Origin of the sequence: Kitasatospora sp. NPDC059160 (assembly GCF_042755465.1) — a bacterium.
In the GTDB taxonomy this organism is placed as follows: domain Bacteria; phylum Actinomycetota; class Actinomycetes; order Streptomycetales; family Streptomycetaceae; genus Kitasatospora.
The window spans coordinates 1-19,429 of the sequence record NZ_JBHZCN010000144.1 but is presented as its reverse complement, the minus strand read 5'-3'; the positions used below and the strand labels follow the sequence as shown (position 1 = coordinate 19,429).

Here is a 19,429-nt window from a genome sequence, read left to right as displayed (position 1 = left end):
GCGCAGGGCGGCGCGGCCAGCGCGGCGGCGGTCAGCGCCGCCCGGGCCGCGGCCGCGCAGCGGCGCGGTTCGGGCGGCTCGGGCGGCGACGGCCGTCGGGGCACCCGGGCGTACAGCTCCTCGGCCAGCGAGAACAGGTCGGCGTGCCGGCAGCGCGCCGCGGCGTCCGGGCCGAGCCCGGCCTCCTCCAGCCCGGCGGCGATCTCCAGCGGGTCGACGGCGCGCTCGCACAGGTCCCGGTGCTCGGCCATCAGCTCGCGCACCGGGTCGGCGCTGGCCACGGGGCCGGACATCAGACGGCCTCCGCGAGGGCGGGGCCGGCGGGGCGGGCCGGGTCGGGGCGGGTCGGGTCGGTGCGCACCGTGCGCACCGCCAGGGCGGCGAGCTGCCCGGCCTGCCCGGCCCGGCGGCGCGGCGCGGGCGCCCCGTCCGCCTCCTCGTCGCGGCCGCCGGCCGGGCCGTCGTTGAGCCAGTACTCGGCGGGGCGCGCGAACGGGCGCGGTGCCCGGCCGCCGTGGCCCGCCCCGCCGCCCTCGGGGAAGGCGGGGTACTGCGAGACCAGTTCCAGGTAGATCTCCCGGAAGGCGCCGGTCACCGGCTCGACGGCGAAGCGTTCCTGCGCCCGCAGCCGCCCCGCCAGGCCGAGCCGGGAGCGCCGCTCCTCGTCGCGCAGCAGTGCCAGGCAGGCCCCGGCCAGGGCCCGGGGGTCGCGGGCGGGCACCAGCAGCCCGGTCGGGCCGACCACCTCGCGGGCCACCCCGACGTCGGTGGAGACCACCGCGCGGCCGCTGAGCATGGCGTCGACGAGCAGCCGGGGGCTGCGCTGGGAGAGCGCGGAGAAGACCGCCACCGTGCCGCCCTGCCAGGCCTCGGCGAGCGAGCCGGGCCGGCCGGCGAACTCCACCGCCGCGGTCACCCCGAGCCGTTCGGCGACGGCCGCGCAGTGCGCCCGGTAGCCGGGGGCGGCCTCCTCGCCGTGCAGCACCAGGCGGGCCGCCGGCAGTTCGGCGCGGACCCGGGCGAAGGCGTGCAGCACCAGTTCGGTGTCCCGCCCCGGCTCCAGCGGGCCCGCCCAGACCAGGGTGGGCCGCTCGGGCTCGGGCCCGGCCGCCGGGCGGTCCACCGCCGGGGTGCCCTCGTGGACGACCCGGGTGCGCGCCGGATCGGCCCCGCAGCGGCGCTGCCACTGCTGGTCGTGGGCGCTGCCCGGGGTGAGTATCGCGGCCTGCCGGTAGGTCTCCTCGGTGAGCGCCCGGAAGAAGGACAGCAGCAGCGCCCGGACCGGCCATCGGTACGGCGCCGCGTGACTCGCCCGCTCGCCTCCGGGCGCTCGGACCCGGTGCCGACGGTCGTCGCTCCGGCGCTCGTCCCTCGCTTGTCGCTCCTCGCTTTCGGCACCGGCGCGCCCTTCGGCTCGGGGCGGGTAACCCAGGTACTGCTCGCGCAGGTGCAGGCCGTGCTCGGTGACCACGAAGGGCACGCCGTGCAGCTGCCGGGCGACCAGGGCGGGGAGCGCGGCCGGGCCGCCGCCGACCACGTGGCACAGGTCGACGGCGCCGAGGCCGCCGGGCCCGGTGCCGTACCAGGGCGCGGAGAGCGGGCGCAGGCACTGCTCCAGCAGGTCCGCGGCGACCAGCACGTCGCGGACCAGCGGCTGTCCGGCCGAGGTGTCCGCGCCGGGCAGCCGCCAGGTCCGCTCCAGCACCCGGCGGGCGTGGGCGGAGGCGAGGAAGGCGGGCAGGGTGCCCTCGTCCTCCCGGGCCGACGCCGCCAGCCGGTACAGCCCGGCCCCGAAGCCGGCCCGCTCCCCGGGCAGCACCAGTGCCCGCACCAGGTCCTCGTACGCCCGGGCGTACTGGCGTCTGCGCAGCGCCCCGGGGGCGCGGCCGCGCGGCCGGCGGCCCCACAGCACGAGGTGGTGGGTGCCGGGCCGGGCGGGCGGGCGCCGGGCGCCGGGGTCGTCCGGGCCGGTGAGCAGGTACCGCTCGAACTCGTGCTCCGGCAGGCCCTCGGCCAGCCGCTCGCACCAGGCCCCGGCACCACGGTCGGGATGCGGACGGGCACCCTCGGTGAGCAGCGCGACGCGCACGGGAGTCCTCCTTCTGCCTCGGGACGGGGGCGGTGACGGCAGCCCCGGTCAGGGCCGACCGCCCCCCGCACCCCTGGGACGCCCCCTGGGCGGGGGCCACGGGAGCCGCGGGGCCGTACGCCGGGACGCTTGCTCGGGCCGTGCGCCGCGTGCTCCGGCGTCAGCGGTCCTCCCCCACACCTGTTCGGTCCGGCAGCAGAAAGGTAGGACCGGCCCGGGGCGATCCATCGGTCACATGCCTGGCTGCCACCTGAACGAGTGAACTGCCGTGACCTCGCCCGGGACCGGGCCGTTAGCGGGCGCTATACGCCGCTCCGGCGCCGGGGCGGTACCGCTCCGGTGCCGCTCCGGCCCCGCCCGCCGCTCAGCGGGCGGTGTCCGCGATCAGCTCGCGCACGGCCCGGGCGACCGCGTCGGGGTGCTCCATCATCGCCACGTGCCCGGACTCGGGCAGCACCAGCAGCCGGGCGTCGGCGAAGGCCGCGCAGGCCCGCCGGGCGGAGCGGTAGGCGACCAGCCTGTCGCGCAGCCCGTACACCAGCAGCACCGGCGCCGCGACCTGCTCGGCCTGCCGCCACAGCGCCTGGTCGCCGCGCTCGGTGTAGGCGGAGACGATGCCGCGGGCCGAGCCGATCAGGGCCGGCATCGCGTGCGGCTGCGCCAGCCGGTGCCGGTACTCGGCCACCGCCTCGGCGCGGGCGGTGGGGCTCAGGCCGGCCGGGTCGCCGTAGACCAGGCGCAGCAGGTCCTCGGTGGCCGCCTCGGCGTCGCGCCGCCCGGCCGGCAGCCGGCGCAGCAGGGCGGGCAGTCCGGGCAGGGCGAGCAGGCCGGTGGGCCAGGCGGAGCGCTGCGGGGGCAGTTCGGGCAGCGCGGGCGAGACGAGGGTGAGGCTGCGGACCAGGTCGGGGCGCAGCGCGGCGAGCCGGACGGAGACGGCGCCGCCGAGCGAGTTGCCGAAGAGGTGGACGGGGCCGCGGCCGGCGGCCTCCAGGTAGCCGATGACGGCGCGGACGTGGCCGGAGAGGCTGAGGTTGCCGTCGGCGGGCGGGCCGGAGCGGCCGAAGCCGGGCAGGTCGAGGGCCTCGCCGTCGACGAGGCCGGAGAGCCGGTCCATCAGCGCGCTCCAGTTGCCGGCCGAGCCGCCCAGGCCGTGCACGAAGAGTCCGGGCTCGCGGCCGTCGGTGCCGCCCGCTCCGGCGGGCCGGTGCACCGCGAGCACCGCGCCGGGGACCTCGACCGTACGTACCTGCTGCTCAGCGCTGCTCATGGTGGACGATGGTAGTGAGGGCCGGTCGGGGGCGGCGGGGGTGGTCCGGCCTTCCCGGCCCCCGTCCCGTCCGCCCGTCCCCTCGCCCGCCCCATCCCTCGTCGCACCACTGCCGACGCCGAGGTCAGCGCCGTATTGTGGGCTCCTGACAAGCGGCCGGACTGCTTTTCTCGCCTTCGCCAGGGGCGGGCGCGGTTACCGAAAAGTAGACTCGGCCCTCTTGCCAGCCCCGAAGAACCCCGAAGTGAGGAGCGCCGTGACGGCCATCCAGGAGGCGCAGGAGCGCCCGCGCGGTGCCCGCCTGCCGCGAAGCGCCCGCCGTGAACAACTGCTCGGTGCCGCCCAGGAGGTGTTCGTCGCCCAGGGTTACCACGCGGCCGCCATGGACGACATCGCCGACCGTGCCGGGGTGAGCAAGCCGGTGCTCTACCAGCACTTCCCCGGGAAGCTGGACCTCTACCTGGCGCTGCTGGACAAGCACTGCGACGCCCTGGTCGAGTCGACCCGGGACGCGCTGGGCACCACCACCGACAACAAGCTGCGGGTGGCCGCGACGATGGAGGCGTACTTCAACTACGTCTCCAGCGAGTCCGGCGCGTTCCGGCTGGTCTTCGAGTCGGACCTGACCAACGAGCCGGCCGTGCGCGAGCGGGTGGAGCGGGCCTCCGAGGCGAGCGCGACGCTGGTCAGCCAGGTGATCCAGGAGGACACCGACCTGCCGGAGGCGGAGTCCAAGCTGCTGGCGGCCGGGGTCTGCGGCCTGGCCCAGATCACCGCCCGGTACTGGCTGTCGCAGGGTCTGGACATCCCGCGCGACGAGGCGGTGCGGCTGGTCGCCAGCCTGGCGTGGCGGGGGCTCAAGGGCTTCCCGATGCACCCGGGCGACCTCGCGCCGGAGGGCTCCGCCCAGCAGTGACGATCCGCTGACCTTCGCCTGGGCGGTGATCGGGTGCTCTATGGTGAAGCCGTACGGCGCGGTCGCCGTGATCGCTTGTCCCAGGCGGTCCGTCGCCGCGCGTGGAGACTGCAGAACCGGAGGGACGGAAGCCGTGGAGGTCAAGATCGGCGTGCAGAACGCGCCGCGCGAAATCGTGATCGAGAGCTCGCAGACTGCCGATGAGGTCGAGAGCGCGGTCGCGAAGGCGCTGGAGGGCTCCACCAAGCTCTTCTCGCTCACCGATGAGCACGGCCGTCGCGTCATCGTCCCGGCCGAGCGCCTGGCGTACGTGGAGATCGGCGAGTCGGCGGCCCGCAAGGTGGGCTTCGGCACCACCTGAGCCGCCGCCGAGCAGGTCCGTCCGGTGCCCCGTTCCCTCCCGAGGGAACGGGGCACCGTCGCGTGTACGGGCAGGTCGGCCTGGGTACGGCGACAGGTGCGGCACCGGTGCCGCACGCCCGTTCCCCCGGGGAGGCCGCCGTGCTGGTCGAATCGCTCGTCTTCGTGCTGGTCGGCCTGGCCGCGGCCGCGGCCGCGCTGCTGGGCCTGCCGGGGTACTACCGGGCCCCCCGCCCGCTGGTGGTGGGGACGGCCCTGGCCTCGGCGCTGCTCGGCGGGGTGGTCGCGCACTTCTGCCTGGACGGTCGCCTGCCGGTGGCCGCGGTGGTGTTCTCGGCGCTGGCCGCGGGGGTGGTCACCTCGCTGCTGGCCCGGCCGGACCTCGCCGCCGGGCGGGCCCCGGCGCACCGGCACCACCCGCACCGGGCCGGCGCCCACCGCGCGCCGCGGCGGCACCGGCCGGCCTGAGGCCCGTGGCGGGGCGCACGACGGGGCCCGTGACGGGGCCCGTTACGAGGCCAGGCCGAGGGCGGCCATCCGCCGGGTGTGCGCCTCGGTGATCCGGTTGAACATCTTGCCGACCTCGACCAGGTCGAAGCCCTGCACCTGGACGCCGCCGACCAGCAGGTTGGAGAGCGCGTCCCGCTCGGCGACGACCCGCTGGGCCTGGCTGAGCGCCTCGCCCATCAGCCGCCGGCCCCACAGGGCGAGCCGGCCGCCGGCCCGCGGGTCGGCCTCGATGGCCTGGCGGACCTTGTCGACCGCGAACTGTCCGTGGCCGGTGTCGGACATGACGCTGAGGACCAGGTCGCGGGTGTCGTCGTCCAGCCGAACGGCCACCTCGCGGTAGAAGTCGGTGGCGATGGCGTCGCCGACGTAGGCCTTGACCAGGCCCTCCAGCCAGTCCGAGGGCGCCGTCATCCGGTGGAACAGCTCCAGCGGCTCGACGAAGGGGCGCATCGCCTCCTGCGGGTCGGCGCCGATCTCGGCGAGCCGGTCGTGCAGCCGCTGGTAGTGCTGGAACTCGGCGGAGGCCATCCGGGCCAGGGCCGCCTTGTCGGCGAGGCCGGGCGCCAGCTTGGCGTCCTCGGCGAGCCGCTCGAAGGCGCTCAGCTCGCCGTACGCGAGCGCGCCGAGCAGGTCGAGCACCGCCGCGCGGTAGCCCGGTTCGGCCGAGCACGTGGCCCAGTCGCCGATCGAGCCGGGCGCGCCGTCCTGCGTCTCACCATGGGTCTCCATGACCCGCCACCTTAGTCCCGCCCCCGCCCGCGCCCCACCACCGGACGCACCCCGGTGACCTGCCGGATCGGCTCCCGGCGCCCCCGTCGGCGGGGTCGGTGTCAGACGCATCACGTGTTCGAGTCGTCGCCTGACTGTATGGTGGTACGGAGCCCCGTCGTGCTCGCACGGTGCCACCGCCGTCTCGGTGGCCCGCACGAGCCCGCTCCGTAGCGGCAGCGCGTCCCCCGGACGTGTCCGCACCGGAGGCACGGGTACTCACGTACGCGGATGCCCGGTCGGAGAGCCGATCGGCTCCGACCATGGCTTGGACTTCAAGCCTTGGCACCGCATCAGTGGCCGAGCGAGGGCCGCCGAGACCACGCCCACCTGGCGGAGGTCCCGCGCAGGTCCCTCACGGGAACTCTCCCCGACGCCGCCGGCGACGCGCCCCGCCAACGGGCCGCGCGCACCGGCCGGCCGCAGGGACCGGCGCGGTAGTGCGTCCGCTCAGCTGTACTCGGGGCCGCCAGGCCCGTACACAGCCGCGCGGCTGCCCGCCCGCCGCTCGCTCTCGGCCCCTCCGAAAACGGAAGAGGCAGCACCCTGTCCACCACCGCTGAACCCATCAAGACGACGTTCCGGGACCTGGGGATCCTCCCGGAGACCGCCGAGGCCCTCGAGTCCGTCGGCATCGTCCACCCCTTCCCCATCCAGGAGATGACCCTCCCGGTCGCGCTGACCGGCCACGACGTCATCGGCCAGGCCAAGACCGGCACCGGCAAGACCCTCGGCTTCGGCCTGCCGCTGATCGAGCGCGCCGTGGTGCGCGCCGACGTGGACGCCGGCCGGGCCACCGAGGACCAGCTCTCGGACTTCCCGCAGGCGCTGATCGTCGTCCCGACCCGCGAGCTCTGCACCCAGGTCACCAACGACCTGCAGACCGCCGGCAAGGTCCGCAACGTCCGCGTGCTCGCGGTCTACGGCGGCCGGGCGTACGAGCCGCAGGTCGAGGCGCTCAACAAGGGCGTCGACATCGTGGTCGGCACCCCGGGCCGACTGCTGGACCTGGCCGGCCAGAAGAAGCTGAACCTGTCCAAGGTCCGCGCGCTGGTCCTGGACGAGGCCGACGAGATGCTCGACCTGGGCTTCCTGCCCGACGTCGAGAAGATCATCACCATGCTGCCGGCCAAGCGGCAGACCCTGCTGTTCTCGGCCACCATGCCGGGCCAGGTCATCAACCTCGCCCGCCGGTACATGAGCCAGCCGACCCACATCCGGGCCGCCGCCCCGGACGACACCGGCGCCACCGTCGCCAACATCGAGCAGCACATCTTCCGTGCCCACTCGCTCGACAAGGTCGAGATGGTCTCGCGCATCCTCCAGGCCGACGGCCGCGGACTGGCGATGATCTTCTGCCGCACCAAGCGCACCGCCGCCGACGTCTCCGACCAGCTGACCCAGCGCGGCTTCGCGGCCGGCGCCGTCCACGGCGACCTCGGCCAGGGCGCCCGCGAGCAGGCGCTGCGCGCCTTCCGCAACGGCAAGGTCGACGTGCTGGTCTGCACCGACGTGGCCGCCCGCGGCATCGACGTCGAGGGCGTCACCCACGTCATCAACTACCAGTGCACCGACGACGAGAAGACCTACCTGCACCGGATCGGCCGCACCGGCCGGGCCGGCGCCTCCGGTACGGCCGTCACCCTGGTCGACTGGGACGACATCCCGCGCTGGCAGCTGATCAACAAGGCGCTGGACCTGCCGTTCAACGAGCCGGAGGAGACCTACTCCACCTCGCCGCACCTGTACGAGCTGCTGAAGATCGCGCCGGGCACCAAGGGTGTGCTGCCGCGTTCGGAGCGCACCCGGGCCGGGCTCGGCGCGGAGGAGATCGAGGACCTCGGCGAGACCGGCGGGCGCGGCGCCCGCCCCGGTCGCGGCGCTGCCCGCGGCGGGCGGGCCGGCTCGGGCCGCCCGGCCGTCGAGGCCCCGGCGGCGGAGGAGAAGCCGCGCCGCACCCGTGAGCGCCGCCGCACCCGCCGCGGTTCGGAGCTCGGCGAGGGCGAGGCGGCCGTCGCCGCGGCGGTGACCGAGGCGGCTCCGGCCGTCGAGGGTGCCGAGGGCGAGACCGCGCCGCGCCGTCGCCGCCGCCGTTCGCGCGGTGGCGCCGCCTCGGGCGAGGTCACCCCGGTGGCCGCCGCCGAGGTCGTCGCCGAGGCGGCCGCGGTGGTCGAGGCCGCCGTGGTCGCGGCCGAGCCGGTGGCCCCGGAGGCCCCGGTGGCCGAGGAGAAGCCGCGCCGGACCCGGACCCGCAAGCCCAAGGCCGAGGCGGCCGAGGTCGCCGAGGCCGTCGAGGTCGTGGAGGCCGCCGCCGTCGCCGAGGCTCCGGCCGAGGCCCCGGCGGAGAAGAAGCCGGCCCGCACCCGGACCCGCAAGCCCAAGGCCGAGGTCGCCGAGGTCGCGGAGACCGTCGAGGCCGCCGCCGTCGCCGAGGCTCCGGCCGAGGCCCCGGCGGAGAAGAAGCCGGCCCGCACCCGGACCCGCAAGCCCAAGGTCGAGGCGGCCGAGGTCGCGGAGACCGTCGAGGCCGCCGCCGTCACCGAGGCTCCGGCCGAGGCCCCGGCCGAGAAGAAGCCGGCCCGCACCCGGACCCGCAAGCCCAAGGCCGTCGCCGAGACCGCCCCGGAGGCCCCGGCCGCCGAGACCGCCCCGGCCGAGGAGGCGCCCGCGCCGCGCAAGCGCACCCGCGCCCGCAAGGCCGCGGTCGCCCCGGAGGCCACTCCGGAGGGCTGACCCGCACCGCCCCCTCGGGCGTTCCCGGGCGTCCCCGTCCTGGTGGGAGGGGGTGCCGGGACGGCATAGGCTCGGGGCGTCGCCTGCCCCGGGAGGGAACCCGCCCATGAGTACTCCGCCGTTCCTGGACCTGCCCCGCTGCGCCCGGGCGGAGCGCGTGCCGACCGGGCGCGGGGAGTTCGCGGCGCTGCGCGCGGAGCCGGACGGCCCGGTGCGCGGCTCGGCGCTGCTGGTGCCGGGGTTCACCGGCAGCAAGGAGGACTTCATCGCGCTGCTCGCGCCGCTCGCGGCCGCCGGGTACCGGGTGACGGCCGTGGACCAGCGGGGTCAGTACGAGACCGGCGGGCCGGACGACGGGGCGGCGTACGCCGTGGCCGCGCTGGGCGCCGACGTCCGGGCGCTGACCGGGGTGCTGGCCGCGGAGGGCGGGCCGGTGCACCTGCTGGGGCACTCCTTCGGCGGCCAGGTGGTCCGGGAGGCGGTGCTCGCGGCCGCCGGGGAGGGCCCGCTGCCGTGGCGTTCGCTGACCCTGATGGCCACCGGGCCGGGCGCGATCGACCCGGCCGAGGCGGCCCGGACCAGGATGCTGCTGGACGTCCTGCCGGTCATGGGCCTGGAGGAGATCTGGCAGGTCATGCGGCAGATGGACGAGAGCGGCGGGGAGCCGAGGCCCGCCCTGGCGCCGGGGGTCGCGGAGTTCCTGCGCCGCCGCTGGGTGGCCAACGTGCCGCGGTCGCTGGCCGTCACCGGCGCGCACCTGGTCGCCGCGCCGGACCGGGTGGACGAGCTGGCCGCGGTGGCGGCCGGGACGCTGCCGGTGCTGGTGGTGTCCGGGGAGCAGGACTACGCCTGGCCGGTACCGGAGCAGGGCGCGATGGCGCGGCGGCTGGGCGCCCGCCGGGTGGTCGTCGCGGGCGCGGCCCACTCCCCCAACGCCGAGCGGCCGGCCGCCACGGCCGAGGCGCTGGCCGCGTTCTGGGCCTGAGCCCGGCCCCCGACCGACCCGCTCCCCGGCGTGGTCTGTACCACTTCCGGAGGTTCGACCGGGCACGGCACAGGACAAAAGTCGTTAGTTACGGTAATCTTTGATTCTGTCCGGGAATCATCGGCGACATCCACAGGGTGCCTTTCAGCCGAAACCCGGACGTTACGGACGGGCAACGGCCCGGTAGCACCGCCACGACACCGTGGTTCACGAGGGACTGGACGCACCAGGCAAGCCCAGGGGGAGCCCTTGCCGCAGCAGACCGCCACACGTACGACCCGCGTGGTCCGGCCGCAGCGCCGGATCCGCAGGACCCCGAAAGGGCTGATACCGACTCAGCCGCAACCGCCCCGCCCCGCGGGGCTCGAAAAGGAGACGCCCATGACCAAGCCCATGCGCTTCGAGATCCTCCGACTGGACGACGCCAACGGCTCCGCGACCGACCGCGTGATCGCCGACGCCGAGACCGTCCGCGAGCTCGTCCAGGACGCCGCCCGCACCGGCGAGCGCCTGCTCATCCGCCCGTGCCCGACCGTCTGACCCAGCGCGGCGCCTCCGACCGGGAGACCTCACCCGCCGCCGACGAGCCGGGACCGTCCGATCCGGACGTACCGATACCCGACTGACGCCCCGTCACCGCGATCGCCGTTGACGGGGCGTCAGTGCGTCCGGCCCCGGAACGGACCGGCCCCGGCCCTGACTCGGCCCCGCCCCCGCCCCCGGAACGTTTGCCGCCGCCCGCGACGGGACATCCCCCAACGGGAACCGCCCGCGCCGCAAGCCACCCGCGCCGGCCGGGCGTCCAGCACCGACAGGGTGCCGCCGGGCCGTCCGTACGGGTGATCGTCCTTGACGCGGCGGTCCGGAGGGAGGAGCGTTGTCGGCTATGAGGGGCGAGCCAAGCTGTCCGAGGTGCGCCGGTCGGGTCCGCGCCCCCGGTCTTTTTTCGGACACCTGGCAGTGCGACCGGCACGGAGCCGTGCACCCGATGCAGCCCGTACTGCCCCCGAGCGTGGAAGCCCTGGGCGTCGCCGTCGCCCGTTCCCAGGTCCCCGTCTGGCTGCCCTGGCCGCTCCCGGTCGGCTGGCTCTACACCGGCATCGCCCACGTCGGCGACGACGTCTCGGGCGCCCGGGCCACCGCCGTCGCCTGCTCCGGGCCCGCCCCGCTCGGCGGCTTCGGCGAACTGGTGCTGGTCGCCGAGGAACTGGGCGTCGGGCTCGGCGCCCGCTACGCCGGACTGCCCGGCCCCGACCCGGGCGACTCGGTCGGCCTCTACAAGCCCGCCGACGCCAAGCTGATGGCCGCCGGGCGGCCCACCCCGATGTTCCACGTCCCGGACGCCCCGCCCGACCGCGCGGTGTTCGTCGGCGAGGCCCGCGGGCTCTGGCTCTGGGCGATCGCCTGGCCCGAGCAGTCCGCGCTGGTGATGTACGACGAGCTGGTGCTCACCGACCTGCGCGAGGCCGGCGCCGAACTGGACCTGCTGCCCTGCGGGGCGCTCTCCCCCCGGCTGCTGGGCTGACGGCGGACCGGACGGCCTATCCTGGGCGGCACCCACCAGCCTGAGGAGTCCGCCCCGTGCGCATCGACCTGCACGCCCACAGCAACGCCTCCGACGGCACCGACAGCCCGGCCGAGCTGGTCGCGGCGGCGGTCGCGGCCGGCCTCGACGTGGTCGCGCTCACCGACCACGACACCGTCGCCGGGCACGCCGGGGCCGCCGCCGCCGTGCAGGCGCTGCCGGACGGCACCCGGCTGACCGTCGTCCCCGGCGCCGAACTGTCCTGTGTGGTGGACGGCGTCAGCATGCACCTGCTGGCCTACCTGTTCGACCCCGAGGAGCCGGAGTTCGCGGCCGAGCGCGAGCTGGTGCGCACCGACCGGTTCCGGCGCGGCCGGGCGGTCGTCGAGCGCTGCCGGGAGCTCGGCGCGGACATCAGCTGGGAGCAGGTGCAGCGGATCGCCGGGGCCGGTTCGGTCGGGCGGCCGCACATCGCCAGCGCGCTGGTCGAGGCGGGCGTGGTGGCCACCGTCTCGGACGCCTTCACCCCGCAGTGGCTGGCCAACGGCGGCCGGGCGGACGTCCGCAAGCACGAGACCGACCCGGTGCGGGCGGTCCGGCTGGTCCGGGCGGCCGGCGGGGTGCCGGTGTTCGCCCACCCCGGCGCGGTCAAGCGCGGCCGGACCGTCCCGGACGGGGTGATCGCCGACCTCGCGGCCGCCGGACTGGCCGGGCTGGAGGTCGACCACACCGACCACGACGAGGAGACCAGGCAGCGGCTGCGCGGCCTGGCCGGCGACCTCGGCCTGCTGGTCACCGGCTCCAGCGACTACCACGGCAGCCGCAAGACCGTCCGGCTCGGCGAGCACACCACCGACCCCGGGGTGTACGAGGCCCTGCTGGCCCAGGCCACCGGGGCGAAGCCGATCGAGCGCTGACGGCGGGCGGGGCCGCGCTCCGGCGCACCGGGGCGCGGTGGGGCGGGCGGGCCGCCCGTGCGCCCTTCGGGCCGGGGGCCGGCGCCGGTCAGGATCCGGCCCGGCGCCGGTCCTGGACCGGGCCCCGGTCCTGACCGGGAGTCATCGGGGGTCAGTCGAGCTTGACGCCGCGCCGCCGCGGGTCGCGCAGGTCGGTGCCCTGGTCCAGCCAGCGCTCCTGGAGCGCGGCCGCGCCGTGCACCCGCTTCCAGCCCGCCTCGTTGGGCGTCATCGGCAGCAGCGGCAGGAAGCGCACCGGCTCGGCGGGCTCGGCCAGTTCCAGGTCCTCGACCAGCCCGCCCGGCTCGGCGGCCAGCACCGAGGTGAACGGGGCGTCCTCCCAGAGCGGGGCGCCGAGGTCCAGCGAGCCGCCCGGGGCCACCACCAGGCCCTCGACCTGCGGCGTCGCGGCGAAGGTGGCGAGGCTGCGCAGCACGCCGTCGCGCCCGCCGCGCACCGTCAGCACCAGTTCGGCGCGCGGTCCGCGCAGCTGGTCGGCGACCGGCTGGGTCGGGTCGGCCATCGGGGCGGCCGCCATTCCGAGCGTCGCGTAGCGGACCAGGCCGTCGGCGTCCGGGCCGAAGCGCAGCACCTCGATCCGGTCGGTGCCCAGGAAGGTGACGGCGGCGCGGCCGCTCGGCTCGCCGAAGGTGGAGATCAGCCGGGCCTCGACGGCCGCCAGCACCGCCTCCCGGGTGAGGTCCGGGGAGCTGCCGCCGTGGGGGTCGCCGAAGGACGGGAAGTCGTGCGCCATGCCGGTGAGCGTAACCCGGGCCGCCCCGGCGTCCGCGCGGGGGCGTACGGGCGAAGGCCGGGGAAACCCCGGGGCACCGATGCCCGGTCAGATGTTAGGGTGAGCGACTGGCCACCGGGATCGCAGGTCCCGGGGCGGCGAGCGAAGGAGGTGGTTGCGGTGGATACCGGCCGACCATGCAGTACCGGCAGCTCTGCCCGGCCCCGACTTCCCCGCACTTCCCGCCCCGCAGGCCTCAGCGGCTGACCGAGCCCTAGTGGCCCGGGCGCGGGTCGGCGGCGGACGGACCGGCCGGGAGAGCACCCCTCGTCCCCTTCACCGGTGTTCCTCGCCGTCGCACCACGGCCCTTCCGCGCCCCCTCCGCGCCACCGTGCGACGGCTCCTGCCCCAGGGAGCCTGTCATGTCGATGATCAACAGCCTGCGCGCCGCCGTCCGCACCAACCGCCGCCGGGGCGCCGTCGGGCCGTACGACGCCGTGCCCGAGGGCGCCGGCTCGGCGGTCGTGGACTGCGCGGTCTACCAGCACGGCCGGCGCAACGGCGTGACCTGCAGCCCCCGCGAGGCCGCCCGCCGGGTCAAGGCCGCGCACCAATTCCCGGACACCGCAGGGTCGTTCAGCTGGATCGGGCTGCACGAGCCGACCGGCGCCGAGTTCGAGGGGATCGCCCAGCGGTTCGGCCTGCACCCGCTCGCGGTGGAGGACGCGGTGCACGCCCACCAGCGGCCCAAGGTGGAGCGCTACGACGACGTGCTGTTCGCCGTCTTCAAGACCATCCGCTACGTCGAGCACGACCAACTCACGCCCACCAGCGAGGTGGTGGAGACCGGCGAGCTGATGGTCTTCGCCGGCCGGGACTTCGTGATCACCGTCCGGCACGGCGGCCACGGCTCGCTGCAGGAGCTGCGGCACCGGCTGGAGGCGGACGCGGACGAGGCCGGCCTGCTCGCCAAGGGCCCGGCCGCGGTGCTGCACGCGATCGCCGACCACGTCGTGGACAACTACCTGCTGGTCGCCGAGCGGCTGCAGAACGACGTGGACGAGATCGAGTACGGCGTCTTCTCGGCCAAGGGCGCGCGCACCGCGGACGTCGGCCGGGTCTACCAACTCAAGCGCGAGGTACTGGAGTTCAAGCGCGCGGTGGCACCGCTGCTGCGCCCGATGCAGCAGCTGTCCGAGCCGCAGCAGGGCCTGGTCGACCCGGACATCCAGAAGTACTTCCGGGACGTCGCCGACCACCTGGCCCGGGTCACCGAGCAGGTGCACGGGTTCGACGAACTGCTGAACTCGCTGCTCCAGGCCAACCTGGCGCAGGTGTCGGTGGCGCAGAACGAGGACATGCGCAAGATCACCGCCTGGGCGGCGATCTTCGCGGTGCCCACCATGATCACCGGCGTCTACGGCATGAACTTCGACTACATGCCCGAACTGCACCACGCCTACGGCTATCCGCTGGTGCTCACCGCGATCGCGGTGATCTGCGTCGGGATGTACCGGGGTTTCCGCCGCAACGGCTGGCTGTAGCACCCCCGGGCCCCCGTCCCGGGCCCCGCACCCGGACCCCGGCCCCGCGGGGGCGTCAGCGCCGCCCGCCGCGGGCGACCAGGACCAGGCCGAGCAGGATCAGCACCACCGCCGGGTACGCCGCCGCCGGGGGCCACTGGCCGAGCCAGAGCGCGGCGATCAGGGCCGCGCCCGGGGTCTCCAGCAGGATCGCGGTGGAGGTGATCGACGGGCCGAGGGTGCGCACCACCCGGTTGCTCAGCGAGTGCCCGAGCAGCTGCGCGGTGACCATCAGCAGCACGATCTGCCACCAGGCCCCGGCCGACCAGCCGGACAGCCGCGTGCCGGTGGCCAGGCAGATCACCAGCAGGCCGACCGCCGTGGTCGCGTAGCAGACCAGCGTGTACGCGGTGGTGCTGACCGTCCTGCGGACCTCCGCGCCCAGCAGCATGTACCCGGCCGCGGCCAGGCCCGCGGCGAGCGCGAGGGCGTCGCCGAGCAGGGCGCGCGGGGACATCGAGAGGTCGACGCCGGTCAGCACCAGCACGCCGGCGAAGGCGACGACCGTCCCGAGCCAGACCATCCTCGGCGCGCGGACGCCGAACAGCCGCATCAGCAGGATCGTCCACAGCGGGGTGGTGGTGACCAGGGCGGTCGCGGAGGCCACCGAGGTCATCCGCAGGCTGGGCATCCAGAGCGCGAAGTGCACCGCGAGCAGCACCCCGGCGGCGACCGCGAGCAGCAGCGCCCGCCGGCCGATCCCGCGCAGCTCGGCGCGGTGGCGCAGCAGCGCGTACGGGCCCAGGGCGCCGACCGACATGACGTTGCGCCAGAAGGCGATGGCCAGCGCGGGCGCGGCGGTGGCGGAGATCAGCGGGCCGGAGAGGGAGATGCCGCCGATCGAGACGGCGAGCAGCAGCAGGTCGGCGGTGGGGAGCGGGTGCGCGGGCCGCTGGTCGGCGGCGGTGGCAGGGGCGGGGGTGGTCGCGGGCCGGGCGGCGGGCACGGCGCTCCTTCGCTGGTCGCGGGGGCGGGGCGCTCATACGGTAAGGCCCGTGGGCCGTCAATGGAACTGTCGCCCGGGGGCTGAGACGTCCGGCCGGGCGGGCGCGGGCGGCGAGCCCGTACGCTGTCCGCCATGGACCGCAACTCCGCCGCCCCCGTCGCCGACGACTTCCTCGACCAGGCCCTGCTGGAGGAGGCCGCGAAGAAGTCCGGACTGCTCTGGGTGCGCGCGGACGGCGAGGCGCAGGCCCGCCCGCTGTGGCACGCCTGGCACGACGGCGCCGTGGTGGTCGTCGGCGGGGGCGGCGAGCAGCCCCTGCACGGCCTGACCCCGGGCGCCCGTGCCGTGATCACCGTGCGCAGCAAGGACAAGGGCGGCCGGCTGACCGGCTGGGCCGCCGAGGTGGTCGAGCTGGCGCCGAACGGCGAGGCCTGGCGGGGCGCCGTCGAGGAACTCAAGGGCAAGCGGCTGAACGCGCCCGACACGGACACCGTCACCGAGCGCTGGGCCCGCGAGTGCCGGGTGCTGCGGCTGCGCCCGGCCGGGGCGCTGACCGAGCGTCCGGGCGCCATGCCGGACGGCTCGCACGCCGCCGAGCCGATGCCCACCCCGGCCACCACCCGCCGCCCGATCCCCGCCGGACTGCCCAAACTGCTGTTCAAGCGCCGTTAAAGGTTCATGCCGAGGACGCCTGGGCCCGCTACCGTGCCTCACCGGGCCGGGTGCACGCGGCGCGGGTAGCCTTGGCCGGACGTGCGCCCCGGTGCACACCGTACGGCGCCGGGCAGGTCGGACCGCTCGGGCAGGGTCGAGGGAGTCGAGGGAGTTCATGGCAGGGCCAGGAAGCCGGGTCTTCATCTCCCACCTCTCCGCCGTCGCGGTGTTCGACCCGAACGGCGACCAGGTCGGGCGGGTCCGCGACGTGGTCGTCTCACTGCGCCTCGGCGGCCGCCCCCCGCTGGTGCTCGGCCTGGTGGTCGAGGTCGTCGCCCGGCGCCGGATCTTCCTGCCGATGACCAGGGTGACCAGCCTGGAGTCCGGCCAGGTGCTCACCACCGGCCTGATCAACCTGCGCCGGTTCGAGCAGCGCCCGTCCGAGACCCTGGTGCTGGCCGAGCTGCTGGACCGCACCGTCACCTGGTCCAAGACCGCCGAGGACGTCACCGTGCTGGACGTCGGCATGGTGCAGACCCGGCTGCGCGAGTGGGAGGTCAGCAAGGTCTTCGTCCAGGTCGGCCGGGCCACCCGGCTGCGCAAGGGCAAGGGCGAGCGGCTCACCCTGGACTGGCAGGACGTCACCGGCTTCGCGCTGCCCGAGCAGGACCAGGGCGCGGCCAACCTGCTCGCCACCTTCGAGCAGCTGCGCCCGGCCGACCTCGCCAGCGTGATGCACCACCTGTCGGCCAAGCGCCGCGCCGAGGTGGCCGCCGCGCTGCCGGACGAGCGGCTCGCGGACGTCCTGGAGGAGCTGCCCGAGGACGACCAGGTCGAGATCATCGGCAAGCTCCAGGGGGAGCGGGCGGCCGACGTCCTGGAGGCGATGGACCCGGACGACGCCGCCGACCTGCTCTCCGAACTGCCCGGCGACGAGGCCGAGCGGCTGCTCGGCCTGATGGAGCCGGAGGAGGCCGAGCCGGTCCGCCGGCTGCTCTCCTACGAGGAGGACACCGCCGGCGGTCTGATGACCACCGAGCCGATCGTCCTGGAGCCGGACGCGACGGTCGCCGAGGCGCTGGCCCGGATCCGGATCCGCGACCACAAGCCCGCGCTGGCCGCCCAGGTGTACGTCTGCCGGCCGCCGAACGAGACCCCGACCGGCAAGTACCTGGGCGCGGTGCACTTCCAGCGGCTGCTGCGCGAGCCCCCGTACGTCCTGGTCGGCTCGCTGGTGGACGACGACCTGGACGCGCTGCCGCCGGACACCCCGCTGTCCCTGGTCACCAGCTACCTGGCGACGTACAACCTGGTGGCCGCGCCGGTCGTGGACGAGGCCGACCACCTGCTCGGCGCGGTGACCGTCGACGACGTGCTCGACCACCTGCTGCCCGAGGACTGGCGCGACGCCGCGCTGCACGCCGGGGACGACGACAGAGACGAGGTGCACGGTGGACGGTGACCGCAACGGCCGGCGGGGCGAGTCCGCCCGCCGGCGCCTGCAGGGCGAACTGCGGGAGCTGCGCCAGCTGCGCGAACTGCGCACCCGCGAGGGCGGCGGCCGGGAGCGCCTGGAGACCTCCCCGATCACCGGCTCCAACCGCACCCGGCTCGACCAGCCCCGCACCGCGCGGCCCGGCCTGCTGACCCTGCCGTCCTACGACCCCGAGGCCTTCGGCGTGCTGTCGGAGCGGATCGCCCGCTTCCTCGGCACCGGGCGGTTCATCGTCTGGATGACGGTGGTGATCATCGTCTGGGTGCTGTGGAACACCATGCTGCCCTCGGACGCGCGCTTCGACGAGTACCCGTTCATCTTCCTGACCCTGGTGCTGTCGCTCCAGGCCTCCTACGCGGCGCCGCTGATCCTGCTGGCGCAGAACCGGCAGGACAACCGGGACCGCGTCAACATGGAGCAGGACCGGGCCCGCAGCGACCGCAACATCGCCGACACCGAGTACCTGGCCCGCGAGGTCGCGGCCCTGCGGCACGGGCTCGGCGAGGTCGCCACCCGGGACTTCATCCGGTCCGAGCTCCAGTCGCTGCTCAAGGAGATCGACGAACGGCGGGGCGCCTCCGAGGCGTTGTGACCGGCGGCACGCTACCGGCCGGTTAAGCGGTTCGCCCGGAGCCGTACCATCAAGGCATGGCCAACGAGACAGAGGTCGCGGCCGGCGTCACGGAGGACTCCGTACGCCAGGCGCTGGCGACCGTCAACGACCCGGAGATCAACCGTCCGATCACCGAGATCGGCATGGTGAAATCGGTCGGGATCGCCGAGGACGGCGCGGTGCGCGTCGCGGTCTACCTGACCGTCTCCGGCTGTCCGATGCGCGACACCATCGTCACCCGGGTCCGTGACGCGGTCGGCCGGGTACCCGGGGTGACCGGCGTCGAGGTCGAACTCGACGTGATGAGCGACGAGCAGCGCAAGGAGCTCTCCCAGCTGCTGCGCGGCGGCGCCCCCGAGCGGGAGATCCCGTTCGCCAAGCCGGGCACGCTGACCCGGGTCTACGCCGTCGCCTCCGGCAAGGGCGGCGTCGGCAAGTCCTCGGTGACCGTCAACCTGGCCGCCGCGATGGCCGCGGACGGGTTGAAGGTCGCCGTCGTGGACGCCGACATCTACGGCCACAGCGTGCCGCGCATGCTGGGCGTCGAGGGCCGGCCCACCCAGGTCCAGGACATGATCATGCCGCCGCAGGCGAACGGCGTGAAGGTCATCTCGATCGGCATGTTCACCCCGGGCAACGCCCCGGTGGTCTGGCGCGGCCCGATGCTGCACCGCGCGCTGCAGCAGTTCCTGGCCGACGTCTACTGGGGCGACCTGGACGTGCTGCTGCTGGACCTGCCGCCGGGCACCGGCGACATCGCGATCTCGGTGGCCCAGCTGGTCCCCAACGCGGAGATCCTGATCGTCACCACCCCGCAGATGGCCGCCGCCGAGGTGGCCGAGCGGGCCGGCACCATCGCGGTGCAGACCCACCAGAAGATCGTCGGCGTGATCGAGAACATGTCCGGCATGCCGTGCCCGCACTGCGACGAGATGATCGACGTCTTCGGCACCGGCGGCGGCCAGACCGTCGCCGACGCGCTGACCCGCACCGTCGGCGCCACCGTCCCGGTGCTCGGCTCGATCCCGATCGACGTCCGGCTGCGCGAGGGCGGCGACGACGGCCGCCCGGTCGTGCTCGCCGCCCCCGACTCCCCGGCCGGCGCCGCCCTGCGCGCCGTGGCCGGCAAGCTCGGCGGCCGCCGGCGCGGCCTGTCCGGCATGTCCCTGGGGCTGACGCCCAAGAACAAGTTCTGACGTTCCGAGCGGGCGTACGCGGCGGGGGCGGGCGGGGATGCGGCCCGCCCCCCCCCGGGTGCGCAGGCGCGCGAAGGCCCGGGGGTGCCCCCCACGTGG

General features: G+C 75.6%; 18 protein-coding genes and 1 pseudogene. 13 read left to right on the top strand and 6 right to left on the bottom strand.

The features are described 5' to 3' along the window. From ACFXOZ_RS38360 to ACFXOZ_RS38350, 3 genes and pseudogenes are all read right to left on the bottom strand, one after another. A pseudogene (locus ACFXOZ_RS38360) lies at positions 1 to 293 on the bottom strand (hypothetical protein); the annotation flags it as partial. Continuing rightward, on the bottom strand, positions 293 to 2,089 hold the full coding sequence (locus ACFXOZ_RS38355) for a DUF3492 domain-containing protein (RefSeq protein ID WP_380594599.1): 1,797 nt from the start codon (positions 2,087 to 2,089) through the stop codon (positions 293 to 295). The pseudogene ACFXOZ_RS38360 and the gene ACFXOZ_RS38355, both read right to left, overlap by 1 nt. Before the next feature lie 364 nt (positions 2,090 to 2,453). Next, on the bottom strand, positions 2,454 to 3,356 hold the full coding sequence (locus ACFXOZ_RS38350; protein WP_380409704.1) for an alpha/beta fold hydrolase: 903 nt from the start codon (positions 3,354 to 3,356) through the stop codon (positions 2,454 to 2,456). A gap of 256 nt (positions 3,357 to 3,612) precedes the next feature. On the opposite strand from ACFXOZ_RS38350, the gene ACFXOZ_RS38345 reads away from it, so the two are divergent. The 3 genes from ACFXOZ_RS38345 to ACFXOZ_RS38335 all read left to right on the top strand — a co-directional run bounded on the left by ACFXOZ_RS38345 (position 3,613) and on the right by ACFXOZ_RS38335 (position 5,100). After that, the gene (locus ACFXOZ_RS38345) at positions 3,613 to 4,272 is read left to right on the top strand and encodes a TetR/AcrR family transcriptional regulator (protein WP_375884822.1); all 660 of its coding nucleotides are present in this window, start codon (positions 3,613 to 3,615) and stop codon (positions 4,270 to 4,272) included. Between the two features lie 133 nt (positions 4,273 to 4,405). After that, complete coding sequence (locus tag ACFXOZ_RS38340; RefSeq protein WP_375884820.1) at positions 4,406 to 4,633, top strand: DUF3107 domain-containing protein; 228 nt, start codon at positions 4,406 to 4,408, stop codon at positions 4,631 to 4,633. Positions 4,634 to 4,740: 107 nt separating this feature from the next. Continuing rightward, the gene (locus ACFXOZ_RS38335) at positions 4,741 to 5,100 is read left to right on the top strand and encodes a hypothetical protein (protein ID WP_375884818.1); all 360 of its coding nucleotides are present in this window, start codon (positions 4,741 to 4,743) and stop codon (positions 5,098 to 5,100) included. A 42-nt stretch (positions 5,101 to 5,142) separates the two neighbouring features. Here ACFXOZ_RS38335 and ACFXOZ_RS38330 read toward each other — a convergent pair whose 3' ends face one another. Further along, complete coding sequence (locus tag ACFXOZ_RS38330) at positions 5,143 to 5,871, bottom strand: ferritin-like fold-containing protein (protein ID WP_375884817.1); 729 nt, start codon at positions 5,869 to 5,871, stop codon at positions 5,143 to 5,145. Between the two features lie 699 nt (positions 5,872 to 6,570). On the opposite strand from ACFXOZ_RS38330, the gene ACFXOZ_RS38325 reads away from it, so the two are divergent. From ACFXOZ_RS38325 to ACFXOZ_RS38305, 5 genes are all read left to right on the top strand, one after another. Next, positions 6,571 to 8,643 carry a DEAD/DEAH box helicase gene (locus ACFXOZ_RS38325; protein ID WP_380594596.1) on the top strand — a complete coding sequence of 691 codons (2,073 nt, stop codon included), beginning with the start codon at positions 6,571 to 6,573 and terminating at the stop codon, positions 8,641 to 8,643. A gap of 106 nt (positions 8,644 to 8,749) precedes the next feature. After that, positions 8,750 to 9,628, top strand: coding sequence for an alpha/beta fold hydrolase (locus ACFXOZ_RS38320; protein ID WP_380594594.1), 879 nt, complete (start codon positions 8,750 to 8,752; stop codon positions 9,626 to 9,628). 381 nt (positions 9,629 to 10,009) lie between these two features. Beyond that, on the top strand, positions 10,010 to 10,168 hold the full coding sequence (locus tag ACFXOZ_RS38315) for a hypothetical protein (protein WP_188305309.1): 159 nt from the start codon (positions 10,010 to 10,012) through the stop codon (positions 10,166 to 10,168). A gap of 346 nt (positions 10,169 to 10,514) precedes the next feature. Next, positions 10,515 to 11,153 (top strand): DUF6758 family protein, encoded by a 639-nt coding sequence (locus ACFXOZ_RS38310; RefSeq protein WP_350511866.1) that lies wholly within the window; start codon positions 10,515 to 10,517, stop codon positions 11,151 to 11,153. A 56-nt stretch (positions 11,154 to 11,209) separates the two neighbouring features. Continuing rightward, positions 11,210 to 12,070, top strand: coding sequence for a PHP domain-containing protein (locus tag ACFXOZ_RS38305; protein ID WP_380594592.1), 861 nt, complete (start codon positions 11,210 to 11,212; stop codon positions 12,068 to 12,070). A 151-nt stretch (positions 12,071 to 12,221) separates the two neighbouring features. On the opposite strand, the gene ACFXOZ_RS38300 is transcribed toward ACFXOZ_RS38305, so the two are convergent. Further along, positions 12,222 to 12,863, bottom strand: a complete 642-nt coding sequence (locus ACFXOZ_RS38300) for a suppressor of fused domain protein (RefSeq protein WP_380594590.1) — start codon at positions 12,861 to 12,863, stop codon at positions 12,222 to 12,224. A 402-nt stretch (positions 12,864 to 13,265) separates the two neighbouring features. Between ACFXOZ_RS38300 and corA the strand changes: the two genes are divergently transcribed. Next, the gene (gene corA, locus ACFXOZ_RS38295) at positions 13,266 to 14,387 is read left to right on the top strand and encodes a magnesium/cobalt transporter CorA (protein WP_380594588.1); all 1,122 of its coding nucleotides are present in this window, start codon (positions 13,266 to 13,268) and stop codon (positions 14,385 to 14,387) included. Positions 14,388 to 14,442: 55 nt separating this feature from the next. Here the strand turns inward: corA and ACFXOZ_RS38290 are convergent, their stop codons facing one another. Beyond that, a complete protein-coding gene (locus tag ACFXOZ_RS38290) occupies positions 14,443 to 15,372 on the bottom strand; it encodes a DMT family transporter (protein WP_380525915.1) in 930 nt (309 codons plus the stop codon). Between the two features lie 132 nt (positions 15,373 to 15,504). On the opposite strand from ACFXOZ_RS38290, the gene ACFXOZ_RS38285 reads away from it, so the two are divergent. The 4 genes from ACFXOZ_RS38285 to ACFXOZ_RS38270 all read left to right on the top strand — a co-directional run bounded on the left by ACFXOZ_RS38285 (position 15,505) and on the right by ACFXOZ_RS38270 (position 19,330). Then, positions 15,505 to 16,044, top strand: coding sequence for a hypothetical protein (locus ACFXOZ_RS38285; protein ID WP_375884800.1), 540 nt, complete (start codon positions 15,505 to 15,507; stop codon positions 16,042 to 16,044). Positions 16,045 to 16,201: 157 nt separating this feature from the next. Continuing rightward, positions 16,202 to 17,488: a magnesium transporter MgtE N-terminal domain-containing protein gene (locus ACFXOZ_RS38280; protein WP_375884798.1), complete on the top strand. Its 1,287-nt coding sequence runs from the start codon at positions 16,202 to 16,204 to the stop codon at positions 17,486 to 17,488. 67 nt (positions 17,489 to 17,555) lie between these two features. Next, complete coding sequence (locus ACFXOZ_RS38275) at positions 17,556 to 18,113, top strand: DUF1003 domain-containing protein (RefSeq protein WP_375884889.1); 558 nt, start codon at positions 17,556 to 17,558, stop codon at positions 18,111 to 18,113. Between the two features lie 56 nt (positions 18,114 to 18,169). Continuing rightward, positions 18,170 to 19,330 (top strand): Mrp/NBP35 family ATP-binding protein, encoded by a 1,161-nt coding sequence (locus tag ACFXOZ_RS38270; protein WP_380409389.1) that lies wholly within the window; start codon positions 18,170 to 18,172, stop codon positions 19,328 to 19,330. Positions 19,331 to 19,429: the final 99 nt, after the last annotated feature.